Annotated in this window: 13 protein-coding genes; 8 read left to right on the forward strand and 5 right to left on the reverse strand. The window is 69.4% G+C overall.

The genetic code is table 11. The features are described from left to right. The first annotated feature begins 315 nt into the window (after positions 1 to 315). A complete protein-coding gene (locus tag ACN469_RS17200; RefSeq protein WP_498769232.1) occupies positions 316 to 1,176 on the forward strand; it encodes a hypothetical protein in 861 nt (286 codons plus the stop codon). Between the two features lie 27 nt (positions 1,177 to 1,203). Here ACN469_RS17200 and ACN469_RS17205 read toward each other — a convergent pair whose 3' ends face one another. Then, positions 1,204 to 1,548 (reverse strand): hypothetical protein, encoded by a 345-nt coding sequence (locus ACN469_RS17205; protein ID WP_498769234.1) that lies wholly within the window; start codon positions 1,546 to 1,548, stop codon positions 1,204 to 1,206. A 112-nt stretch (positions 1,549 to 1,660) separates the two neighbouring features. Between ACN469_RS17205 and ACN469_RS17210 the strand changes: the two genes are divergently transcribed. Next, the gene (locus ACN469_RS17210) at positions 1,661 to 2,920 is read left to right on the forward strand and encodes a tetratricopeptide repeat protein (RefSeq protein WP_498769236.1); all 1,260 of its coding nucleotides are present in this window, start codon (positions 1,661 to 1,663) and stop codon (positions 2,918 to 2,920) included. Here ACN469_RS17210 and ACN469_RS17215 read toward each other — a convergent pair. Next, positions 2,898 to 4,229, reverse strand: coding sequence for a M16 family metallopeptidase (locus ACN469_RS17215; protein WP_498769237.1), 1,332 nt, complete (start codon positions 4,227 to 4,229; stop codon positions 2,898 to 2,900). The genes ACN469_RS17210 and ACN469_RS17215 overlap by 23 nt on opposite strands. Further along, the gene (locus ACN469_RS17220) at positions 4,226 to 5,770 is read right to left on the reverse strand and encodes a sensor histidine kinase (protein ID WP_498769239.1); all 1,545 of its coding nucleotides are present in this window, start codon (positions 5,768 to 5,770) and stop codon (positions 4,226 to 4,228) included. The genes ACN469_RS17215 and ACN469_RS17220 overlap by 4 nt, the downstream gene beginning before the upstream one ends. Before the next feature lie 259 nt (positions 5,771 to 6,029). Between ACN469_RS17220 and ACN469_RS17225 the strand changes: the two genes are divergently transcribed. Further along, positions 6,030 to 7,826, forward strand: a complete 1,797-nt coding sequence (locus ACN469_RS17225; protein WP_498769241.1) for a serine hydrolase domain-containing protein — start codon at positions 6,030 to 6,032, stop codon at positions 7,824 to 7,826. 70 nt (positions 7,827 to 7,896) lie between these two features. Then, entirely contained in the window at positions 7,897 to 8,295 is a 399-nt protein-coding gene (gene queD / locus ACN469_RS17230) for a 6-carboxytetrahydropterin synthase QueD (RefSeq protein ID WP_163862189.1), read from the forward strand. A 7-nt stretch (positions 8,296 to 8,302) separates the two neighbouring features. Here queD and ACN469_RS17235 read toward each other — a convergent pair whose 3' ends face one another. Together ACN469_RS17235 and ACN469_RS17240 are read right to left on the reverse strand one after the other, a co-directional pair. Continuing rightward, complete coding sequence (locus tag ACN469_RS17235) at positions 8,303 to 9,010, reverse strand: SDR family NAD(P)-dependent oxidoreductase (protein ID WP_498769243.1); 708 nt, start codon at positions 9,008 to 9,010, stop codon at positions 8,303 to 8,305. After that, complete coding sequence (locus ACN469_RS17240; RefSeq protein WP_498769245.1) at positions 9,007 to 9,522, reverse strand: 6-pyruvoyl trahydropterin synthase family protein; 516 nt, start codon at positions 9,520 to 9,522, stop codon at positions 9,007 to 9,009. The genes ACN469_RS17235 and ACN469_RS17240 overlap by 4 nt, the downstream gene beginning before the upstream one ends. Before the next feature lie 79 nt (positions 9,523 to 9,601). On the opposite strand from ACN469_RS17240, the gene ACN469_RS17245 reads away from it, so the two are divergent. The 4 genes from ACN469_RS17245 to ACN469_RS17260 all read left to right on the forward strand — a co-directional run bounded on the left by ACN469_RS17245 (position 9,602) and on the right by ACN469_RS17260 (position 16,775). Then, on the forward strand, positions 9,602 to 10,984 hold the full coding sequence (locus ACN469_RS17245) for a hypothetical protein (RefSeq protein WP_498769247.1): 1,383 nt from the start codon (positions 9,602 to 9,604) through the stop codon (positions 10,982 to 10,984). A 403-nt stretch (positions 10,985 to 11,387) separates the two neighbouring features. After that, a complete protein-coding gene (locus tag ACN469_RS17250) occupies positions 11,388 to 12,578 on the forward strand; it encodes an efflux RND transporter periplasmic adaptor subunit (protein ID WP_498769249.1) in 1,191 nt (396 codons plus the stop codon). Continuing rightward, complete coding sequence (locus ACN469_RS17255) at positions 12,575 to 15,760, forward strand: efflux RND transporter permease subunit (RefSeq protein WP_498769251.1); 3,186 nt, start codon at positions 12,575 to 12,577, stop codon at positions 15,758 to 15,760. The genes ACN469_RS17250 and ACN469_RS17255 overlap by 4 nt, the downstream gene beginning before the upstream one ends. A 163-nt stretch (positions 15,761 to 15,923) precedes the next feature. Continuing rightward, positions 15,924 to 16,775, forward strand: a complete 852-nt coding sequence (locus ACN469_RS17260) for a serine protease (protein ID WP_498769253.1) — start codon at positions 15,924 to 15,926, stop codon at positions 16,773 to 16,775. Positions 16,776 to 16,844: the final 69 nt, after the last annotated feature.

Raw genomic sequence — 16,844 nt, forward strand, 5'->3', positions numbered from 1 at the left:
TCGTCAGGAGCCAGAACCATGCGTGCCACTCCCCAGGAATCCCCTCAGGTGGCACACGACTCGGGCCTCGCCCAGCGCAAGGTGAGCGAGGGTGGTGTCCACGCAAGTCCCGGTCGCACGGTGTCGGAGCGTGGTCTCGTCCAACGGCAGTCGCGCGCCAATCAGAGCCCAACAGTCCAGAGGGCGTCCGGCTACCAGCACTTGCTGAACTCGAGCCCGAAGGTCGAGGCATTGCAGCGGCGGGCGGCCTCGACCGGAGCGGCGCATCCCATCCAACGACTGGCGGCGTCAACCTCTGGCCAGGGGGGCCTCCCCGTGCAGCGCATGCACAATGGCTCTGATGATGAAGAGGTGCTCGAGGAACTCCTCGAAGAGGTTGAGGAAGAGGAGGAAGAGGAAGAGGAGGAGTGGGATCCCACCGCCAGGGCGCTTGCGGTGCCCCTCACCGGCGCGCAGGAGGATCAACAGCAACGCGCCGTCGAGGCGCTCAAGGGCATGGACGGTTGGTCCGTGACGCCCATGGACCAACACCTCGCCACGGACCCTCGGGTCTGGCCCCTGATCAAGAGCGGTGAGTGGAGCGCTCCGATGCGAGGGTGGTTCGAGAGGGGCGAAGGCGACGAGCGTCGTCGCATCATCCTGCTCGGGGAGACCCACAATCGGATGGAGCATCTCGCCGAACACCTGTTCAACGACAAGGCCACCCGCTTCTGGGAGAAGAACCTGCACGTGGGGCAGGTCGTCAAGGGCCGCGAGGACTACGCTGATTGGCGCGAGCGCTTCAGTGACGGGCAGCGGAAGTATTTCGACAAGACGCTCGGCGCCCTCCAGAAAGGAGCTGTTGACGGCCATGTCCTGGACATGGACTCCGATGAGGCCACGCTCAATGCGACAACGCAGCTCGGTATGAGTGTGGGGGATGACGTCGGCGAGCTCATCGGTCGGCTGGTTGCCTCCGACACGGAGATCTACGACCAGCTCAGCGGATGGATGGATTCAGCGGAGCCCAAGGACCCCGATCGCCTTGCGCTCGGGCGCCGCCGCTGGCGCTACGCGTCGGTCCTGGTGGGCGCGCAACACTACAGAGGGCTCGCGGACTACATCACGAGACTCGGTGGGTTCGAGGCCAAGGAGCCCGGCCCGTCCCTCGTGTCCCTCCTCCGCCTCACTTCCTGAGCCGCCGTTCACGACGCTCGAACAGGCTCAGGCCGCCTCTTCCCGAATCTCCAGTGCCTCCCGCACCCCTGGGAGCGCGGACAGCAGCTCCAGCTCCGCCTTCTGGAGCACGGAGACTCGCTTGCCGGAGATGCGCTCCATCGTCAGCTCGATGCGGTGGTCCCCCGCCGCGTTGACGCGCCGGAAGATGCGGGCCAACCGGCCCTCCGCCCGACAGGCGAGGATGTCCTTCTGGAGGCTGCGCAGGCGCCGGAACACCTTCAGCGCCATCCGCCCCTCGGGCGTGTCGAAGGTGTGGAAGTGCCGATTACGCGACAGTGGCTTGCTGGGGTCATGGAGCCTCTCCACGAGGCGCCGAACGAATGGGTCCATCGACGTGGGAGGATAACATCCGGTACCCTCCCGCTCAGCGATGCCCTGGCGAATTCGAACCCTTCCCTGGACCCTGGCGCTCCTCCTCCCGCTTGCTTGCAAGGAACCGGAGGTGGCCGCCGTCCAGAACCGTGCCCAACAGGCCCAGTCGGCCCTCGGGGAAGCGCGCGCCCAGCTTGCCAACGGGCAGGCCCTCCCCGCCCTCGCGGCCCTCAAGAAGGCCGCCACCGCCGCCCCCGACAGCGCCGAGCCCTACCTGCTGATGGCCGATGCCCACCTCATGAACAACAACATGGGCGCGGCCATCATGTCCCTCAAGCAGGCCGAGGCCCTCATCCCCGGCACGGACCCCACCATCCAGAAGCAGCTCGCCGACCTGTACCTCGGCAACGGCAACACCCAGGAGGCCCTCACCATCCTCTCCACCCTGCGCGACTCCGGCCTGCTCACCGAGTCGGACGTGCTCGGCCTGGCCCGGCTCCAGGCCCGCGAGGGGCAGATTGACGCCTCCTTCGCCACGCTGGAGAGCGTCCTGCGCGACAGCCCGGACGACCCGGAGGCCAAGGCCATGGAGGCGGAGGTCCTCCTCATGAAGGGCGACGAGCTGCTCGCCGCCAACCTCATGGACAAGCTGCTCCAGCAGAACCCCGCGCACACCTCCGCGCGCCTGCTGCGCGCCCGCTACTTCCTCGTCAGCGGCGTGCCGCAGATGGCCGAGGCCGACCTCCAGGCCGTCGCGGGCAAGGACGCCAACCGAGGCGACGTCGTCATGCTGCGCGCCCGCGCCCTCCTGGCCCAGGGCCGCGCCACGGACGCCGAGGCCGCCCTCAAGCCCCTGGTCGACGCCGAACCCCAGAACGCCGAAGCCCTCGCGTGGATGGCGGAGACGGTGCTCGCCCAGAATCGCCGCGCGGACGCGCTCGCGCTGGTGGACCGCGCCCTCCAGTTCCGCCCCCGCCTCGCCCGCGCCCTCTACGTGCGCGGCCGTGCCCAGGAGGAGGCGAAGGACTTGAAGGGCGCCGAGGAGAGCTACCGCTTCGCCCTCAGCGCCGAGCCCCGCTTCGCGCCCGTGCACACCCGGCTGTGGCGCCTGTTCCTCCAGTCCGAGCGCAAGGTGGACGCGTACTCGTCCCTGGAGCGCCTCCTGGCCCTGGGCGAGGCCTCCCAGGAGGAGAAGGTCGCCCTGGCGAAGCTCTCCGCTCAGCTGCAGACGCAGATGACCCGGGCCATGACCATCATCGACGAGGCCCTCAAGCGAGAGCCCGACAACGTCGAGTACCAGGAGGTGAAGAAAGCCCTCCTGGCCGTCGCGCCCAAGCCGAAGAAGAAGCCGACCGGCGGCCCCCTCATCATCCGCGGCGGTCGCCGCTGACCAGCAGCTTCGTGGTGGGGGCTCCGGGCAGTCCCGGCGCCTCCGTCACCACGCGCTCCAGGGCCTTGATTCCCTTGCGCTGCCCCACCGCGACGACGGTGAGGTTGTCCCGGTGGAAGTAGCGCCGAGCCACCTCGCGCACCCGCGCGGCGGGCTGCGAGTCCACCAGGTCCGCTCGGTGCTCGAAGGTCTCCGGCACGCGGAACAGCTCCGTGCCGCCGAACCACCCGGCCAGCTCCCCCGGTGAGTCCTGGGAGAACTCCAGCAGCATGCGGTGGCGGCGCTTGGCCCGGGCCAGCTCCTCCTCGCCAATCTCCTCGTCGCACAGCGCGCCCAGCACGCGGAACGCCTCGGCCACCACCTGCGCGGCCTTCTCCGGCGCGCTGGCGGCCTCAATCTCGAACAGGCCCGAGTCGTGGTACCCGTCCAGCGACGCGTGGACGGAGTACGCAAGGCCCCGCTTCTCCACGATTTCGAACGGCAGCCGCGAGGACAGGCCGTCATCCAGCACGCGCCGGATGATCTGCAGCGCGGCGTAGTCGTCGTGCTGCTCGGGCACGGTGCGGAAGTTGAGGCGGAACTCCGTCTGCGACTCGTCGTGGGAGACGAAGTGCAGCCGGGGACCGGGCGAGACGGACGGCGGCGGCGCCTCCGTGCTGGCCACGCCCCGAGGCAGGTGCGCGAAGGCGCGCTCCGTCAACTCCAACACCTCCTCGCGACGCACGCGGCCCGCGGCCGTGACGACCAGGTTGCCGGTGACGTAGTGCCGCGCGAAGTGCTCCAGCACCTGGTTGTGCGCGAGCGCGGAGACGGACTCGCGCGTGCCCGCGATTTTCAGGGCCAGCGGATGGTCGGGGAAGAGGAGGTTCTTGGAGAGGTTGTCCAGGTCGATGTCGCGACCCTTCTCGTCCACCTCGTCCAGCATCTCCTCGAGGATGATCTGCCGCTCGACCTCCATGTCCGTGAGGCGCGGACGGGTGAGCATGTCCCCGAGGATGTCCAGGCCCACGCGCATGTGCGCGGGGTGCAGCGGCGTGTAGTAGTACCCGTGGTCCCGGGTGGTGACGCCGTTGAGGTTGCCGCCCACTTCCTCCACGGCGGCGTTCATCTTCACCGTGTCCGGCCAGCCCGCGCTGCCCCGGAAGAACAGGTGCTCCAGGTAGTGGCTGACGCCGTTGTTGGCGAGAGTCTCGTGGCGGCTGCCCGTGCGGACGTAGATGGCGAGCAGGGCCGTGTGGAGGTGGGGCGTCTCGATGGTGACGACGCGCAGCCCGGAAGGCAGCACGTCCCGATACGGTGTGAAGCTCATGCGCGTGGAAGCCTTAACACGAAGGCCGTGCCCTGGCCGGGAATACTCTGGCAGGAGAGCGAGCCCCCGTGGGCTTGGAGGATTTGCTGACTCACCGCGAGCCCCAGCCCCGTGCCCCCCTCCTTGGTGGTGAAGAACGGCTCGAAGAGGTGACGACGCACCTCCTCCGTCATGCCCTGACCTGTATCCGTCACCGTCACCTCCACGTCCTGCTCAATGGGGCGGGTGGCGATGGTGAGCTGTCCTCCGTGGGGCATCGCCTCGCGGCTGTTGCGCAAGAGGTTCAGGAAGACCTGGCGCAGCTGCCCCTCGTCGGCGAGCACGGGGGGCGTCGTCGGGGCGAACTCGCGCACCACCTCCACGCCCGCGCGCATCAGCTCCTCGCGGGAGAAGTCCAGCACGCCGTCCAGCACCGCCGTCACGTCGCGCGGGTCCAGGTCCGGCCGCTGGGGCCGCGCCATGCGCAGGTAGTGCTCGGTGACGTCCGCCAGCCGGTCCACCTCGTGGGTGACGGCGGAGAGCAGGTCCTTCACCTCGTCGGCCTCGTCGGGCGCGGGGAACGTGGCGCGCTCCACCGCGTCCCCGAGCAGCTCCACGTTGAGTCCGATGGATGACAGCGGGTTGCGCACCTCGTGGACGATTTGCGCGGAGATGCGGCCCACGGCGGCGAGCTGCTCGGCGCGCATCAGCGCCTCCGCCTGCGCCTTTATTTGCGCCTCGCGGGCCTGGAGCGAGCGGGCCATCTGGTCGAACGCTCGCGCCAGCACCGCCACCTCGTCGTGGCCTTTCACGCCCAGCTGCGCGCTGTAGTCACCCTTGCCGATGCGCGACACGCCCTCGATGAGCGTGCGCACCGGGCGCAGCGTGCGGGCCGACCACGCGGTGGCGCCCAGGCCCAGCAGGATGGCCGCGACGGAGAGGCTGATGATGGCGAGGCCCGTCTGACGCTCGCGCTCCTCGGCGCCGTCCACGCGCTGGCGGATGCGATTGGACAGCGACAGCCGGAGCAGCCGCAGCTCGCGGCCGATGGCGTCCTCCATGGTGAGCACGTCGGCGGTGGCGCGGTCCACCTGGGCCTTGTCCGGCGCCTGCGTGGAGAACGCGTCGAACACGCTCTCCGCGGCGCGGCCATACTCCTGGTAGCGCGAGTCCAGCTCGGCGAGGCGCGCCTCCAGCTCCCTGATGAAGGGCGCCTCGCTCGCCGGAGCCATGTCGTGGAGCTGGGTGGCCCGCTCGCGCGTCGTGGCCAGCCGCTGGGAGATGAAGGCCGTGGGCACGTAGACGCGGGCCAGGCGGATGATGGCGCGCCGTATCTCCGCGCTGTCCTCCTCCAGGAAGCGCGCGGTGTGCCGCTGCTGGTTGGCGTGGTTCATCTCCATCTCCGCCGCGTCCTGGGAGAGCTGGAGGTAGCCCTGGCTCAACAGACGGATTTCAAGCCGGTTGCGGTGCAGCTCCGCGACGCTGAAGAGGGACACCAGGCCGAAGGTGACGAGCACCACCGCGTAGCCCAGGAAGATGCGGGTGGCGAGGGAGAGCTTCATGCGCGCGAGGACCGTGCAACGGCCAGGGCGTCATCGCCAAGCGGCCCGTGCCCGGCACGCAAGCAGCGCCGTCCTCCCGCCAGCCCCCCAGCGGGGCAACCGGCCGTGCTGGCCTCCTGAATCATGACTCCGGAGGATAGCCCGAGGGCCTCCGTCCCGCCCGGGGTCATTCGTGCGAGCGGGTGGCAATCGTCATGAAGACCCCAGCGTAGGGCAGGGCGTGGTGAACCCCCTCGCTCGTCCACCAAGGACTCACTCCATGACCCCCACGGCCCATGTCTCCCTGGGCGCCCTGCTGGCGCTGCTCGCGTTGCCGTCCTCCTCGACGGCCGAGGGGCCCGCGAAGGCCGCCGTGGAGCCCCCCAAGGTGGAGGCCCCCGCGGACCCGGCGTCGCGGCTGGTGGGCATCTGGGCCGGTGAGCCCGTCTTCGGTCCCGAAGTTCAAGGTGAGCTGACGGTGTTCCGCGAAGGCGACACGTGGCGCGCGCGCATCGGCGGCTATGAGGCCCCCGGGCGCCTGGAGAAGAACCAGCTGACGGTGACGATGCCGGGAGGGCAGGGCACGTTCCGAGGCGTGGTGGGCGCGGACGGCAAGCTCATCCGGGGCCACTGGGTGCAGCCGCGCGTCGTCATCGGTGGCGTGCAATACGCCACGCCCGTGGAGCTGCGCGCGCTCCAGAAGGGAGTGTGGCGGGGTGGCGTGACGCCGTGGGCGGACCGCTTCACGCTGTACCTCGTCGTGTACACGCGGCCGGATGGCACCGTCGCCGCGTACCTGAAGGACCCGGAGAAGGGCTTCGGCAGGCAGTTCGCGTTCAACGTCTCCATGCAGGGCAACGCGGTGAAGCTGGTGGACCCGCGTGGCCCGACGACGCTGGACGGCACCTTCGACCCGCGCTTCGAGCGACTGACGGTGCCCATCCTCTTCCTGGGTCCCATCCACTTCACCAAGAAGGAGCGGGCGCAGGCCGTGGGGCTCTACCCGCGCACTCCCGCGCCGGGGGCCTATGCCTACCGTCCGCCCATCGCGGAGCAGGACGGCTGGGCGACGGGCTCGCTCGCCGACGTGGGCATGGACCCCGCGCCCATCGCGGCGCTGATGCAGCGCATCCTCGACACCGAGCCGGGCCCGACGCCGGGGCCGCTCATCCAGGGCGTGCTCATCGCGCGCAAGGGCAAGCTCGTCGTCGAGGAGTACTTCCACGGCTTCGACAAGGAGCGCCTTCACGACCTGCGCTCCGCGGCCAAGACGCTGGCGCCGATTCTCGTGGGCACGGCGATGGAGCAGGGCGCGAAGCTCGCCCCCGAGACGCCTGTCTACTCGCTGTTCCCCGCGTACAAGAGCGCCGCGCCCGCGGACCCGCGCAAGGCCCAGCTCACGCTGGAACACTTGATGACGATGACGTCGGGCCTGGACTGCGACGACAACAACGACGAGTCCCCCGGCAACGAGAACGCCCTCCAGGAGCAGGAGGGGGACTGGTACACGTACACCCTCAATCTGCCCCTGGGAAAGGCGCCCGGAGAGTCGCAGGCGGTGTACTGCTCCGCGGGAATCAACCTGGTGGGCGGCGCTGTGCGCAACGCGACGGGGACGTGGCTGCCCGAGCACTTCGCGCGCACCGTGGCGGAGCCCCTCCAGTTCCGCCGCTACGCCATGAACCTGATGCCGGATGGCGAGGCGTACCTGGGCGGCGGCCTCTACGCGCGGCCTCGCGACGCGCTGAAGCTGGGGCAGCTCTACCTGGCGGGCGGCGTGTGGAACGGCAAGCGCGTGGTCAGCAAGCGCTGGGTCGAGCGCTCCATCTCACGGCACTCGGTGATGGGCCCTGACCGGACCTACGGGTACGCGTGGTGGCGTCACGAGCTGCGCGTGGGCGAGCGCGTCTACGCGGAGTACGAAGCGGGTGGCAACGGCGGGCAGTACGTCATGGTCATCCCCGAGCTGGAGCTGACGGTGATGTTCACCGGAGGCAACTACGGCCAGTTCAACCTCTGGAAGACCTTCCGGGAGGAGCTGCTGCCCCGCTACATCCTCGCGGCGGTGCGCCGGTAGGCAGGGGTGGGAGCCCGGCCCGCGTCTTGGCTCGACGCCCGGAGGCAAACGTGGGTAGAAGGCCGGTCCAATGGAGCCCGTCTCGACGAAGAAAGCCGCGCTGGTGACTGAAATCTCGAAGGAGTTCACCTTCGAGGCCGCGCACCGCCTCCCCAACGTCCCCCCCGGCCACAAGTGCTCGCGTGTCCACGGGCACAGCTACCGCATCGAAATCACCGTGCGGGGGCCGGTGGACCCGCACTTCGGCTGGATTGTCGACTTCGCGGAGCTGAACGCCGCGTGGCAGCCGCTGCATGCGCTGCTGGACCACAGGCTGCTCAACGACGTGCCCGGCCTGGAGAACCCCACCAGCGAGCTGCTCGCCGCCTGGGTCTTCGAGCGGCTGAGCTTCGCCACCGCGCGCGTCGTGAAGCTGCGCGTGTCGGAGACGTGCACCTCGCAGTGCACGGTCTACCCGGCCGAGGGCTGAGGCCCTCTCAGGTCTCCACCTGTCCCAGGTTGGCGTGGAGCACCGCGCCATTCACGGTGGGCGTGGTGGCGCAGAAGTAGAGGACGTCCGCTATCTCCTCCGGAGTGATGAGGCGCCCGAAGGTCGACTTCGCGGAGATGAGGGCGGCGCGCTTCGCGTCGTCGCCCAGGTGCTCTCGCAGCATCTCCGTGTCCGTGAAGCCCGGGCACACGCAGGCGGTGTGGATGCGCGTGCCCGCCAGGTCCTGGCAGGTGGAGCGCATCAGCCCCACGAGCGCGTGCTTCGACGTCACGTACGACGCGTTGCCCTTCACCGCCTTCTCAGAGAGCGTGGAGCCCACGTAGAGGATGGAGGAGCCCTCGCCCAGGTAGGGCCGCGTCAGCCGGTTGAGCACGGCGGGCGCGACGACGTTGACCTCCAGCACCCGGCGAAGCTGCTCCGCCGTCAGCGCCAGCGCGTCGTCGTGGTCATAGATGGCCGCGTTGTGCACCAGGCTGACGCGCCCCTTCGCCTGTCCCACGGTGTCTCGGAGCGCGGCCTCCACGCGCGGCTCCCAGTCTCCGGAGCCCAGGTCCACGCTCAGGTCCACGACCCCCGGCACGTGGCTCGGCTGGCGCGCCAGGTTCAGCACGCCCCAACCTTCCTTGCGAAAGCGCGCGGCCAGGGCCTGTCCGATGCCCCGGCTGGCGCCGGTGACGATGGCCCAATCCGTCATGGCGCGTCCCACTCCCACGAGGACGACTGGCCCGGACCGGAGGCGCACTTCACGACCAGCCGCGTGACGCCGTCCTCGCGCAGGGCGGTGCCGTCTCCCAGCAGCTCCTCGCCGAAGACGCGCGCCAGCTCCTCGAGCGTCACGTTCTCCACCGGCAGCACGGTGATGTCGCGCGCGAGGAAGCGCAGCTCCTCCCCGTTGAAGTGCGCCAGGACATTGCCCTTCGCGTCCCGCTCCAATTTCAAGAAAGGAGACCTCTCGGGGAGGAAGAACGTCTCGTTCCAGGCGCGGCAGCGGGCGATGATGGTCTGCTTCAGGGGGCCGTAGTCGGAGAGCATCCCGTTGTCGGCGACCTCGCCCGTCAGCGCCACGTAGACGGTGAAGTTGTGGCCGTGCAGGTTCTCGCGGTGTGTCGCGGAGAAGATGGTGAAGTGCCCGGCCGAGAACTTCATCTCTTCCTTGTAGAGCTCCAGGGTCGTCGTACGGGGCATGGGCAGGAGTGGGGTTAGCATCTGTCGCAGCCGCCGGGAAGTCTCGCGCCCCGGGACGTCCTGGCTCCAGCCCGGTGAATCGCACGATTCTGGAAGGCCCATGCTCCTGCCCTTGCTCACCCTGGGTGTGTTCCTGTTCGCGAAGCCACCTTCTGACGAGAAGGTCTTCACCCCGTGCCCCGCGTCCGCGCCCGAGTGGATGGCGGCCCGTGAGCGGCTGCTCGCCCTGGATGCGAGGCTGGAGGCGCTGCCGGACGACGGTGACGGCAAGCTCGGTGTGTCGGCCCTGCACGAGCTGCTGGCGTCGCGCTGCTTCGAGATGAGCCGGGAGGAGCCCGAGTTCGTCCCCGAGGACGTGCCATTGCTGGGCTTGAAGACCTGGTGGAAGCAGGGCGGACGGACCTGGGCGGAGTCGTACCTGGAGCTGGGCAAGCCCGGCGCGCGCACGGTGGTGCTGCCTCCGGAGGCGCGTGACGTGCTGACGCTGGACACCGTGAAGCCGGACCACCGGCTCGCGGGGCTGCTGTGCGCCTCCAAGGACGCGGCCTGCGCGAAGGCGACGGAGGCCTGGTACGCGAGGATGGAGGCGGCCTTCCCGCGAGCGCTGGAGCGGCGGGCCGACAAGGCGGACGCGGCGTCGGAGGCGGAGGCTCGCAAGGCCTGCGTGGATGACGCGAAGTCCCGGCCGAAGCGCTGGCGCTACACGGCCTGGCGCGGCTGCGAGGGCGGGACGAAGTCCTTCGAGAAGGTGCTGCCGGTGGTGCGTCTCCGGGCGCCGACGGAGGGCTGGCTGGTGCTGCGAGGGCGCCGGGGGCACTACTCATTCTGTGACGAGGTGCGCGCCTACCACCTGGAGACGGGCGCGGCTTTTGTGTCCCAGAGCTGCAGCAAGCTGACCTTGTATGAAGACGCGGAGCGCATCGGTCGTGTGGATGTAGAGACCACGCAGGCCCACCGGCTTCCCCAGGTGACAGTGGGGACGCTGTCGCGAGAGCTGCTGCGCGAGCTGACGTGGGTGCTCCTGCTCGTTGACGAGGTCGTCTCCGTGGAGCGTGCTCGCCCGCTCACGCGCACGGTGCCAGCGGGCTATCCCATCGAATGGCGGGAGCGGCCCTCGGGAATCACCACCCTGGGCGGTGTGGGCGGCGGCGCCATGTGGTTCAACAGCGGGCAGACCCAGGTGCGGTGGAACTGGTTCCCGCCTGGGAAGGGTGAGCCGCTCTCGGGTGAGGTGACGTGGCCCGAGTCCGCTGACCCCGCCGAGGACCACGCGGACCAGTTGATTGAGTCACTGGAAGGGACCTTCAAGCCTGGCTGCCCGTCACGTCCCGTGCCGGTGGACCTGCTCGACTTCACGCGCCCGGCCGCCGTCAGCGCGGTGGATGCGCCCGAGGGTGTCGACCAGGAACAGGACGAGCTGGTCACCGCGCTGCGCGACTGGAAGCCCCCACCGGAGTGCACCACCCCTGTCACGGGCAAGTGACCTCACACCTCGGGGCCGGCTGCTTCAAATTGCGTTGCGCGTCAGGCGTCGGGTTAATTAGTAATAGGAAATGTTGCAAATTACCTCCGCGGTGAGGCGTGCTCCGCCTCGAGCGTCCCGTTCCTCGGGGCGCTGTTGTCGTTCCTCCTCTCGCTAGCACCCCACCGGTCCTCGCGCGGAGGGCCGAGCGCGTCTCCAGGCTCGGTGCGCCGCGGTCCCGGTTCCTGAACCAGTCCCAGACCTCCACACACCCTGTCTTCCGGCGGTGACGCACCGACTGGCCGGGAGACGTTCGTGCAGTCGTTCCTCGTCCTGTTTCCCACGGGCCGCCGGAGGCGCAATCGCGGGCATGCGAGCGCCACCGGTGTGTCCCGACCCCTGAGAGAAGAAGTTGGAGTCAGCCATGAATTGGAGACGTGCAGCGGTGGGAGGGGCTCTGGCCCTCCCGCTGGTGGTGGGCGGTCTTGTCCTCGCGCGCGACGAGGGCTCGGACGCGCAAGGAGGAGGCGGGCCCGCGAAGCAGGCGGCGGCGCCCGTCGTCGTGGCGGAGGTCGTCACCCGACAGGTGGCGGACAGCGCCGAGTTCACCGGGACGCTCGCGGCGGTGCAGAGCGTGGAGTTGCGGCCTCGCGTCGGCGGCTACATCGACGCGGTGCGCTTCGCGGAGGGTGGCCTCGTCACGGCGGGACAGGTGCTGTTCCAACTCGACGCGCGCGCCTTCGAGGCGGCGCACGCCCGGGCCCAGGCGGACCTGCGTCAGGCCGAGGAGCGGCGCACGCTGTCGGAGAAGAAGTTCGAGCGCGGGGAGAAGCTCGTGGCCGAGCAGGCCATCTCCCGGGGCGACTTCGATGTGTTGATGGCGGAGCGCGCGGAGTCGCGTGCGCGTGTGGAGTCCGCGAAGGCGGCGGCTCGCGCGGCGGAGATTGACTTGCATGACACCCGCGTGCGCGCACCCGTCAGCGGCAGGGTGGGGCGGGCGCTGGTGACGGCGGGCAATCTGGTCAGCGGCGGCAGCGCCAACGCCACGCTGCTCACCACCATCGTCTCGGTGGAGCCGTTCTACGTCTACTTCGACGTGGACGAGGCGACGTACCTGCGCTTCGCGGGCACGGCCTCGGGCGCTCGCGGCAAGGATGGGCGCGTCAACGCGGTGCCGGTGCGCGTGGGGCTGACGGGCGAGGAGGACTTCCCCCGGGAGGCGCGGCTGGACTTCCTGGACAACCAAGTGGCGACGCAGACGGGCACGGCGCGAGCGCGCGCGGTGCTGCCCAACTCCGACGGGAAGCTGACGGCGGGCCTGTTCGCCCGGGTGCGGCTGGAGACGGGCGCGGCGCACCCCACCTTCCTCATCCAGGACCAGGCGGTGGGGACGGACCAGAAGGGGCGCTATGTGCTCGTCGTCCGTCCGGACCAGACGTTGGAGCAGCGGCGCGTGGAGCTGGGGACCACCGAGGGCGGGCTGCGCGTGGTGCGCCAGGGCCTGTCGGCGGGTGAGCGCGTGGTGCTCAAGGGCATGGCGCGGCCGGGCATGACGGTGGCGCCGACGGTGGTGGCCATGGCCGGCTCCGAGCACTCCGAGGGGGCGCGGCCGTGAAGTTCGCGCACTTCTTCGTGGACCGGCCCATCTTCGCGGCCGTGCTGTCCGTGCTGCTGTTGATTGGCGGTGGCCTGTCCCTGATTCAGCTTCCGTTGAGCGAGTACCCGGCCGTCTCCCCGCCCACGGTGGTGGTGCGCGCGGCCTATCCGGGCGCGGACCCGGGTGTCATCGCGGAGACGGTGGCCGCGCCGCTGGAGCAGGAGATCAACGGCGTGGAGGGCATGCTCTATATGTCCTCGCAGGCGACGAGCGATGGCCGGGTGGCCGTCACCGTCACCTTCGCGATGGGCGTGAATCCGGACACCGCGCAGGTGCAGGTGCAGAACCGCGTGGCCCGAGCGATTCCGCGCCTGCCGGCGGAGGTGCAGCGGCTGGGCGTGCTCACCGAGAAGTCGAGCCCGGACCTGCTGATGGTGGTGCACCTGGTGTCGCCCGACGGGACGCTGGAGCCGCTCTACCTCTCCAACTACGCGGTGCTCCAGGTGCGAGACGTGCTCCAGCGAGTCCCCGGCGTGGGGAGCGTCAACGTGCTGGGCGCGGGCGAATACAGCATGCGCATCTGGTTGGACCCTCAGTTGCTCGCCGCGCGCAACCTCACCGCGAGCGATGTGGTGGGGGCCATCCGTGAGCAGAACGTGCAGGTGGCGGCGGGGGTCATCGGTCAGCAGCCGGATGAGCGCTCCGCCTTCCAGTTCACCGTCACCACGCAGGGACGCCTCACGGACGAGGAGCAGTTCCGCGACATCGTCGTGAAGGTGGGCGAGGGCGGGCAGGTGACGCGCCTGGGGGACGTGGCCCGGGTGGAGCTGGGCTCGAACTCCTATTCGGTGCGTGCCCGGTTGGATGGGAAGTCGGCGGTGGCCATCGGCATCAGTCAGGCGTCCGGCTCCAACGCGCTGGACGTGTCCGCGGGCATCCGCGCGCGGATGGACGAGCTGAGCCACGCGTTCCCCGAGGGCATGGAGTACCGAATCGCCTACGACCCGACGCTCTTCGTGCGCACGTCCATCCGCAACGTGGTGACGACGCTGCTGGAGGCGGTGGTGCTGGTGGTGCTGGTGGTGCTGCTGTTCCTCCAGACGTGGCGCGCCTCCATCATCCCGCTGGCGGCGGTGCCCGTGTCGCTGGTGGGCACGGCGGCGGTGATGCACCTGCTGGGCTTCTCGCTCAACACGCTGTCGCTCTTCGGGCTCGTGCTCTCCATCGGCATCGTCGTGGACGACGCCATCGTCGTGGTGGAGAACGTGGAGCGGCACATCGCCCAGGGCGTGAGCCCCAAGGAAGCGGCCCGGCGGGCGATGACGGAGGTGACGGGCCCCATCATCGCGATTACCTCCGTGCTGTCGGCGGTGTTCGTCCCCACGGCGTTCCTCGGCGGACTCACGGGCCAGTTCTACCGGCAGTTCGCGCTGACCATCGCCATCTCCACCATCCTCTCGGCCTTCAACTCGCTGACGCTCAGCCCGGCGCTCGCGGGCGTGCTGCTGCGCGGGCACCACGGGCCCAAGGATGGCCTCACGCGCTTCATGGAGAAGGCGTTCGGCGGCTGGCTCTTCCGGCCGTTCAACCGCTTCTTCGACAAGGCCTCCGAAGGGTACGTGTCGCTGGTGAAGCGGGTGGTGCGCGTCAGCGGGATGGCGCTCGTCGTGTACGGGGGCCTGCTGCTCCTGACGTGGCTGGGCTTCAACAAGGTTCCGGCGGGCTTCGTGCCCATGCAGGACAAGTACTACCTGGTGGGGCTGGCGCAGCTTCCTCCCGCGTCGTCGCTGGAGCGCACGGACGACGTGGTGAAGCGGATGTCGGACCTGATGCTGGCGGAGAAGGGCGTGGCGAGCGTGGTGGCCTTCTCCGGCATCAGCATCAACGGCTTCGTCAACTCGCCCAACTCCGCCGTCGTCTTCGCGATTCTCGACGACTTCGAGAAGCGCAAGACGGAGGACATGTCGGCGAACGCCATCGCTGGCCGTATCCAGATGAAGCTGGGGGGCATCCAGGAGGGCTTCGCGGCCGTCTTCCCACCGCCCCCGGTGCCGGGCATGGGCTCGATGGCGGGCTTCAAGCTCCAGGTGGAGGACCGCGCGGGCCTGGGGCCGGAGGCGCTCTACGCCGCCACGCAGGCGCTGGTCCAGAAGGCGTCGGCCGAGCCCCAGTTGATGGGCCTGATGTCGAGCTTTGAAATCAACGTGCCGCAGCTCCAGGCGGACGTGGACCGGGTGAAGGCGAAGCAGCAGGGCGTGCCGCTCGGCTCGGTGTTCGAGACGCTGCAGATCCACCTGGGCTCGCTGTATGTGAATGACTTCAACCGCTTCGGGCGCACGTATCAGGTGAACGTCCAGGCGGACGCGAAGCACCGCATGGAGCCGGAGGACATCGGCCGGTTGCAAGTGCGCAACCCGCAGGGCGGCATGGTGCCGCTGGCGTCGCTGGTGACGGTGAAGCCCTCGTTCGGGCCGGACCAGGTGCTGCGCTACAACGGCTATCCGTCCGCGGACATCAACGGCGCGGCGGCGCCCGGCGTGAGCACGGGACAGGCGGTGGCGGCGATGGAGCGCGTGGCGGCCGAGACACTGCCGGCCGGCATGGGCTTCGAGTGGACCGACCTGACGTACCAGGAGAAGCTCGCCGGCAAGGAAGGCCTGTTCGTCTTCCCGCTCGCCATCCTCCTGGCCTTCCTCATCCTGGCGGCGCAGTACAACAGTTGGTCGCTGCCGCTGGCGGTGTTGCTCACGGTGCCGCTGGCGTTGCTCAGCGCGATCGCCGGGGTGTGGTTCGTGGGTGGGGACAACAACATCTTCACGCAGATTGGGCTCGTGGTGCTCGTGGGCCTGGCGGCGAAGAACGCCATCCTCATCGTCGAGTTCGCGCGGGCTCAAGAAGACGAGGGCATGGGCGTGGTGCAGGCGGCGCTCGAGGCGTGCCGGTTGCGGCTGCGGCCCATCCTGATGACCTCCATCGCCTTCATCATGGGCGTGGTGCCGCTGGCGCTGGCCACGGGCGCGGGCGCGGAGATGCGCCAGGCGATGGGCGTGGCGGTGTTCGCGGGCATGCTCGGCGTGACGCTGTTCGGGCTGGTGCTGACGCCCATCTTCTACATCGTCATCCGCAAGTTCGCCCTGCGTGGGGCGGAGCGGGAAGCCCCCGTGATTCCGGCGGGAGCGACGGGCGCGGAAGGACACTGAGCCAAGGGGCCCTGACGTGTCAGGTTGCGACCTGGACCGCGCCTGACACGTCAACGGCTCGACCCGGCCCGGCGCGCGCGCGCGGCTCTCCTCGAAGCAGTCCCCTCACGTGCGTGGTCTTCGGCTTGCACAACGTGCCTCGAACTTGGAATCCGAGGGGTCGATGCGCTTCGTGCTGGGAGTCGTTGTCGCGGTGGGGCTGGTGGGCTGTGGTGGTCCGGAGATGCAGGGTGTCGATGCGGTGGAGAGCATTGGCCAGGAGATTGTCGGAGGCGTGGAGGCGCGCCCGGGGCGCCACCCCTGGATTGTCAGCCTGCAGCAGTACGGGAGCCACTTCTGTGGCGCCTCGCTCATCCGGGTCAGCGCGACGAAGCAGGAGTCGGACATCGTGGTCACGGCCGCGCACTGCGTCTATGACGGCACGTCGCGGCTGACGGCCTCCGCGGGCGTTCACGACCTCAGTCGTCCTGGGGCGGGTGCCCAGACGGTCAACGGAGTGAAGACCGTCTACCATCCGGCCTACAACCCGGACACGACGATGAACGACATCGCCGTCGTCAAGCTCGAGAAGCCCCTCAAGTTCTCCGCCACCGTCCAACCCATCCTGCTTCCGCTCGCGGGAGAGACCGTTGCGGACAACGCCGAGGCGACGGTGGCGGGGTGGGGCCTCACGCGCGAGAACGGAACATCGTCATCCATCCTGCTGCAGGTGGGAGTCCCCACCATCGCGCATGAGGACTTGAGGCAGATGTACGCAAAAGCAGGTATCAGCATCGACCGCTACGCGATGCTCGGGGCCGGGTACAAGCATGGGGGCAAGGACGCCTGTCAGGGTGACAGCGGGGGGCCTCTCTTCCTTCTCGGAGCGCAGGGCAAGCCCGTGCTCCAGGGCGTCGTGAGCTTTGGCATCGGCTGCGCGAGGGCCGGCATGCCCGGCATCTATGCCCGGGTCTCCAACTACATCCCGTGGATCAACACCCAGGTTCGCCTCCTGAGCGACACGGCGAGGCAGTAGTCCGCTCGGACGTGCTACGTCCGCGCCTGCGAGCCCGAAGGGCAATGAGCCGAGGGACCCTGACGTGTC

The organism is Corallococcus terminator, from assembly GCF_049194865.1.
Taxonomy (GTDB): domain Bacteria; phylum Myxococcota; class Myxococcia; order Myxococcales; family Myxococcaceae; genus Myxococcus; species Myxococcus terminator_A.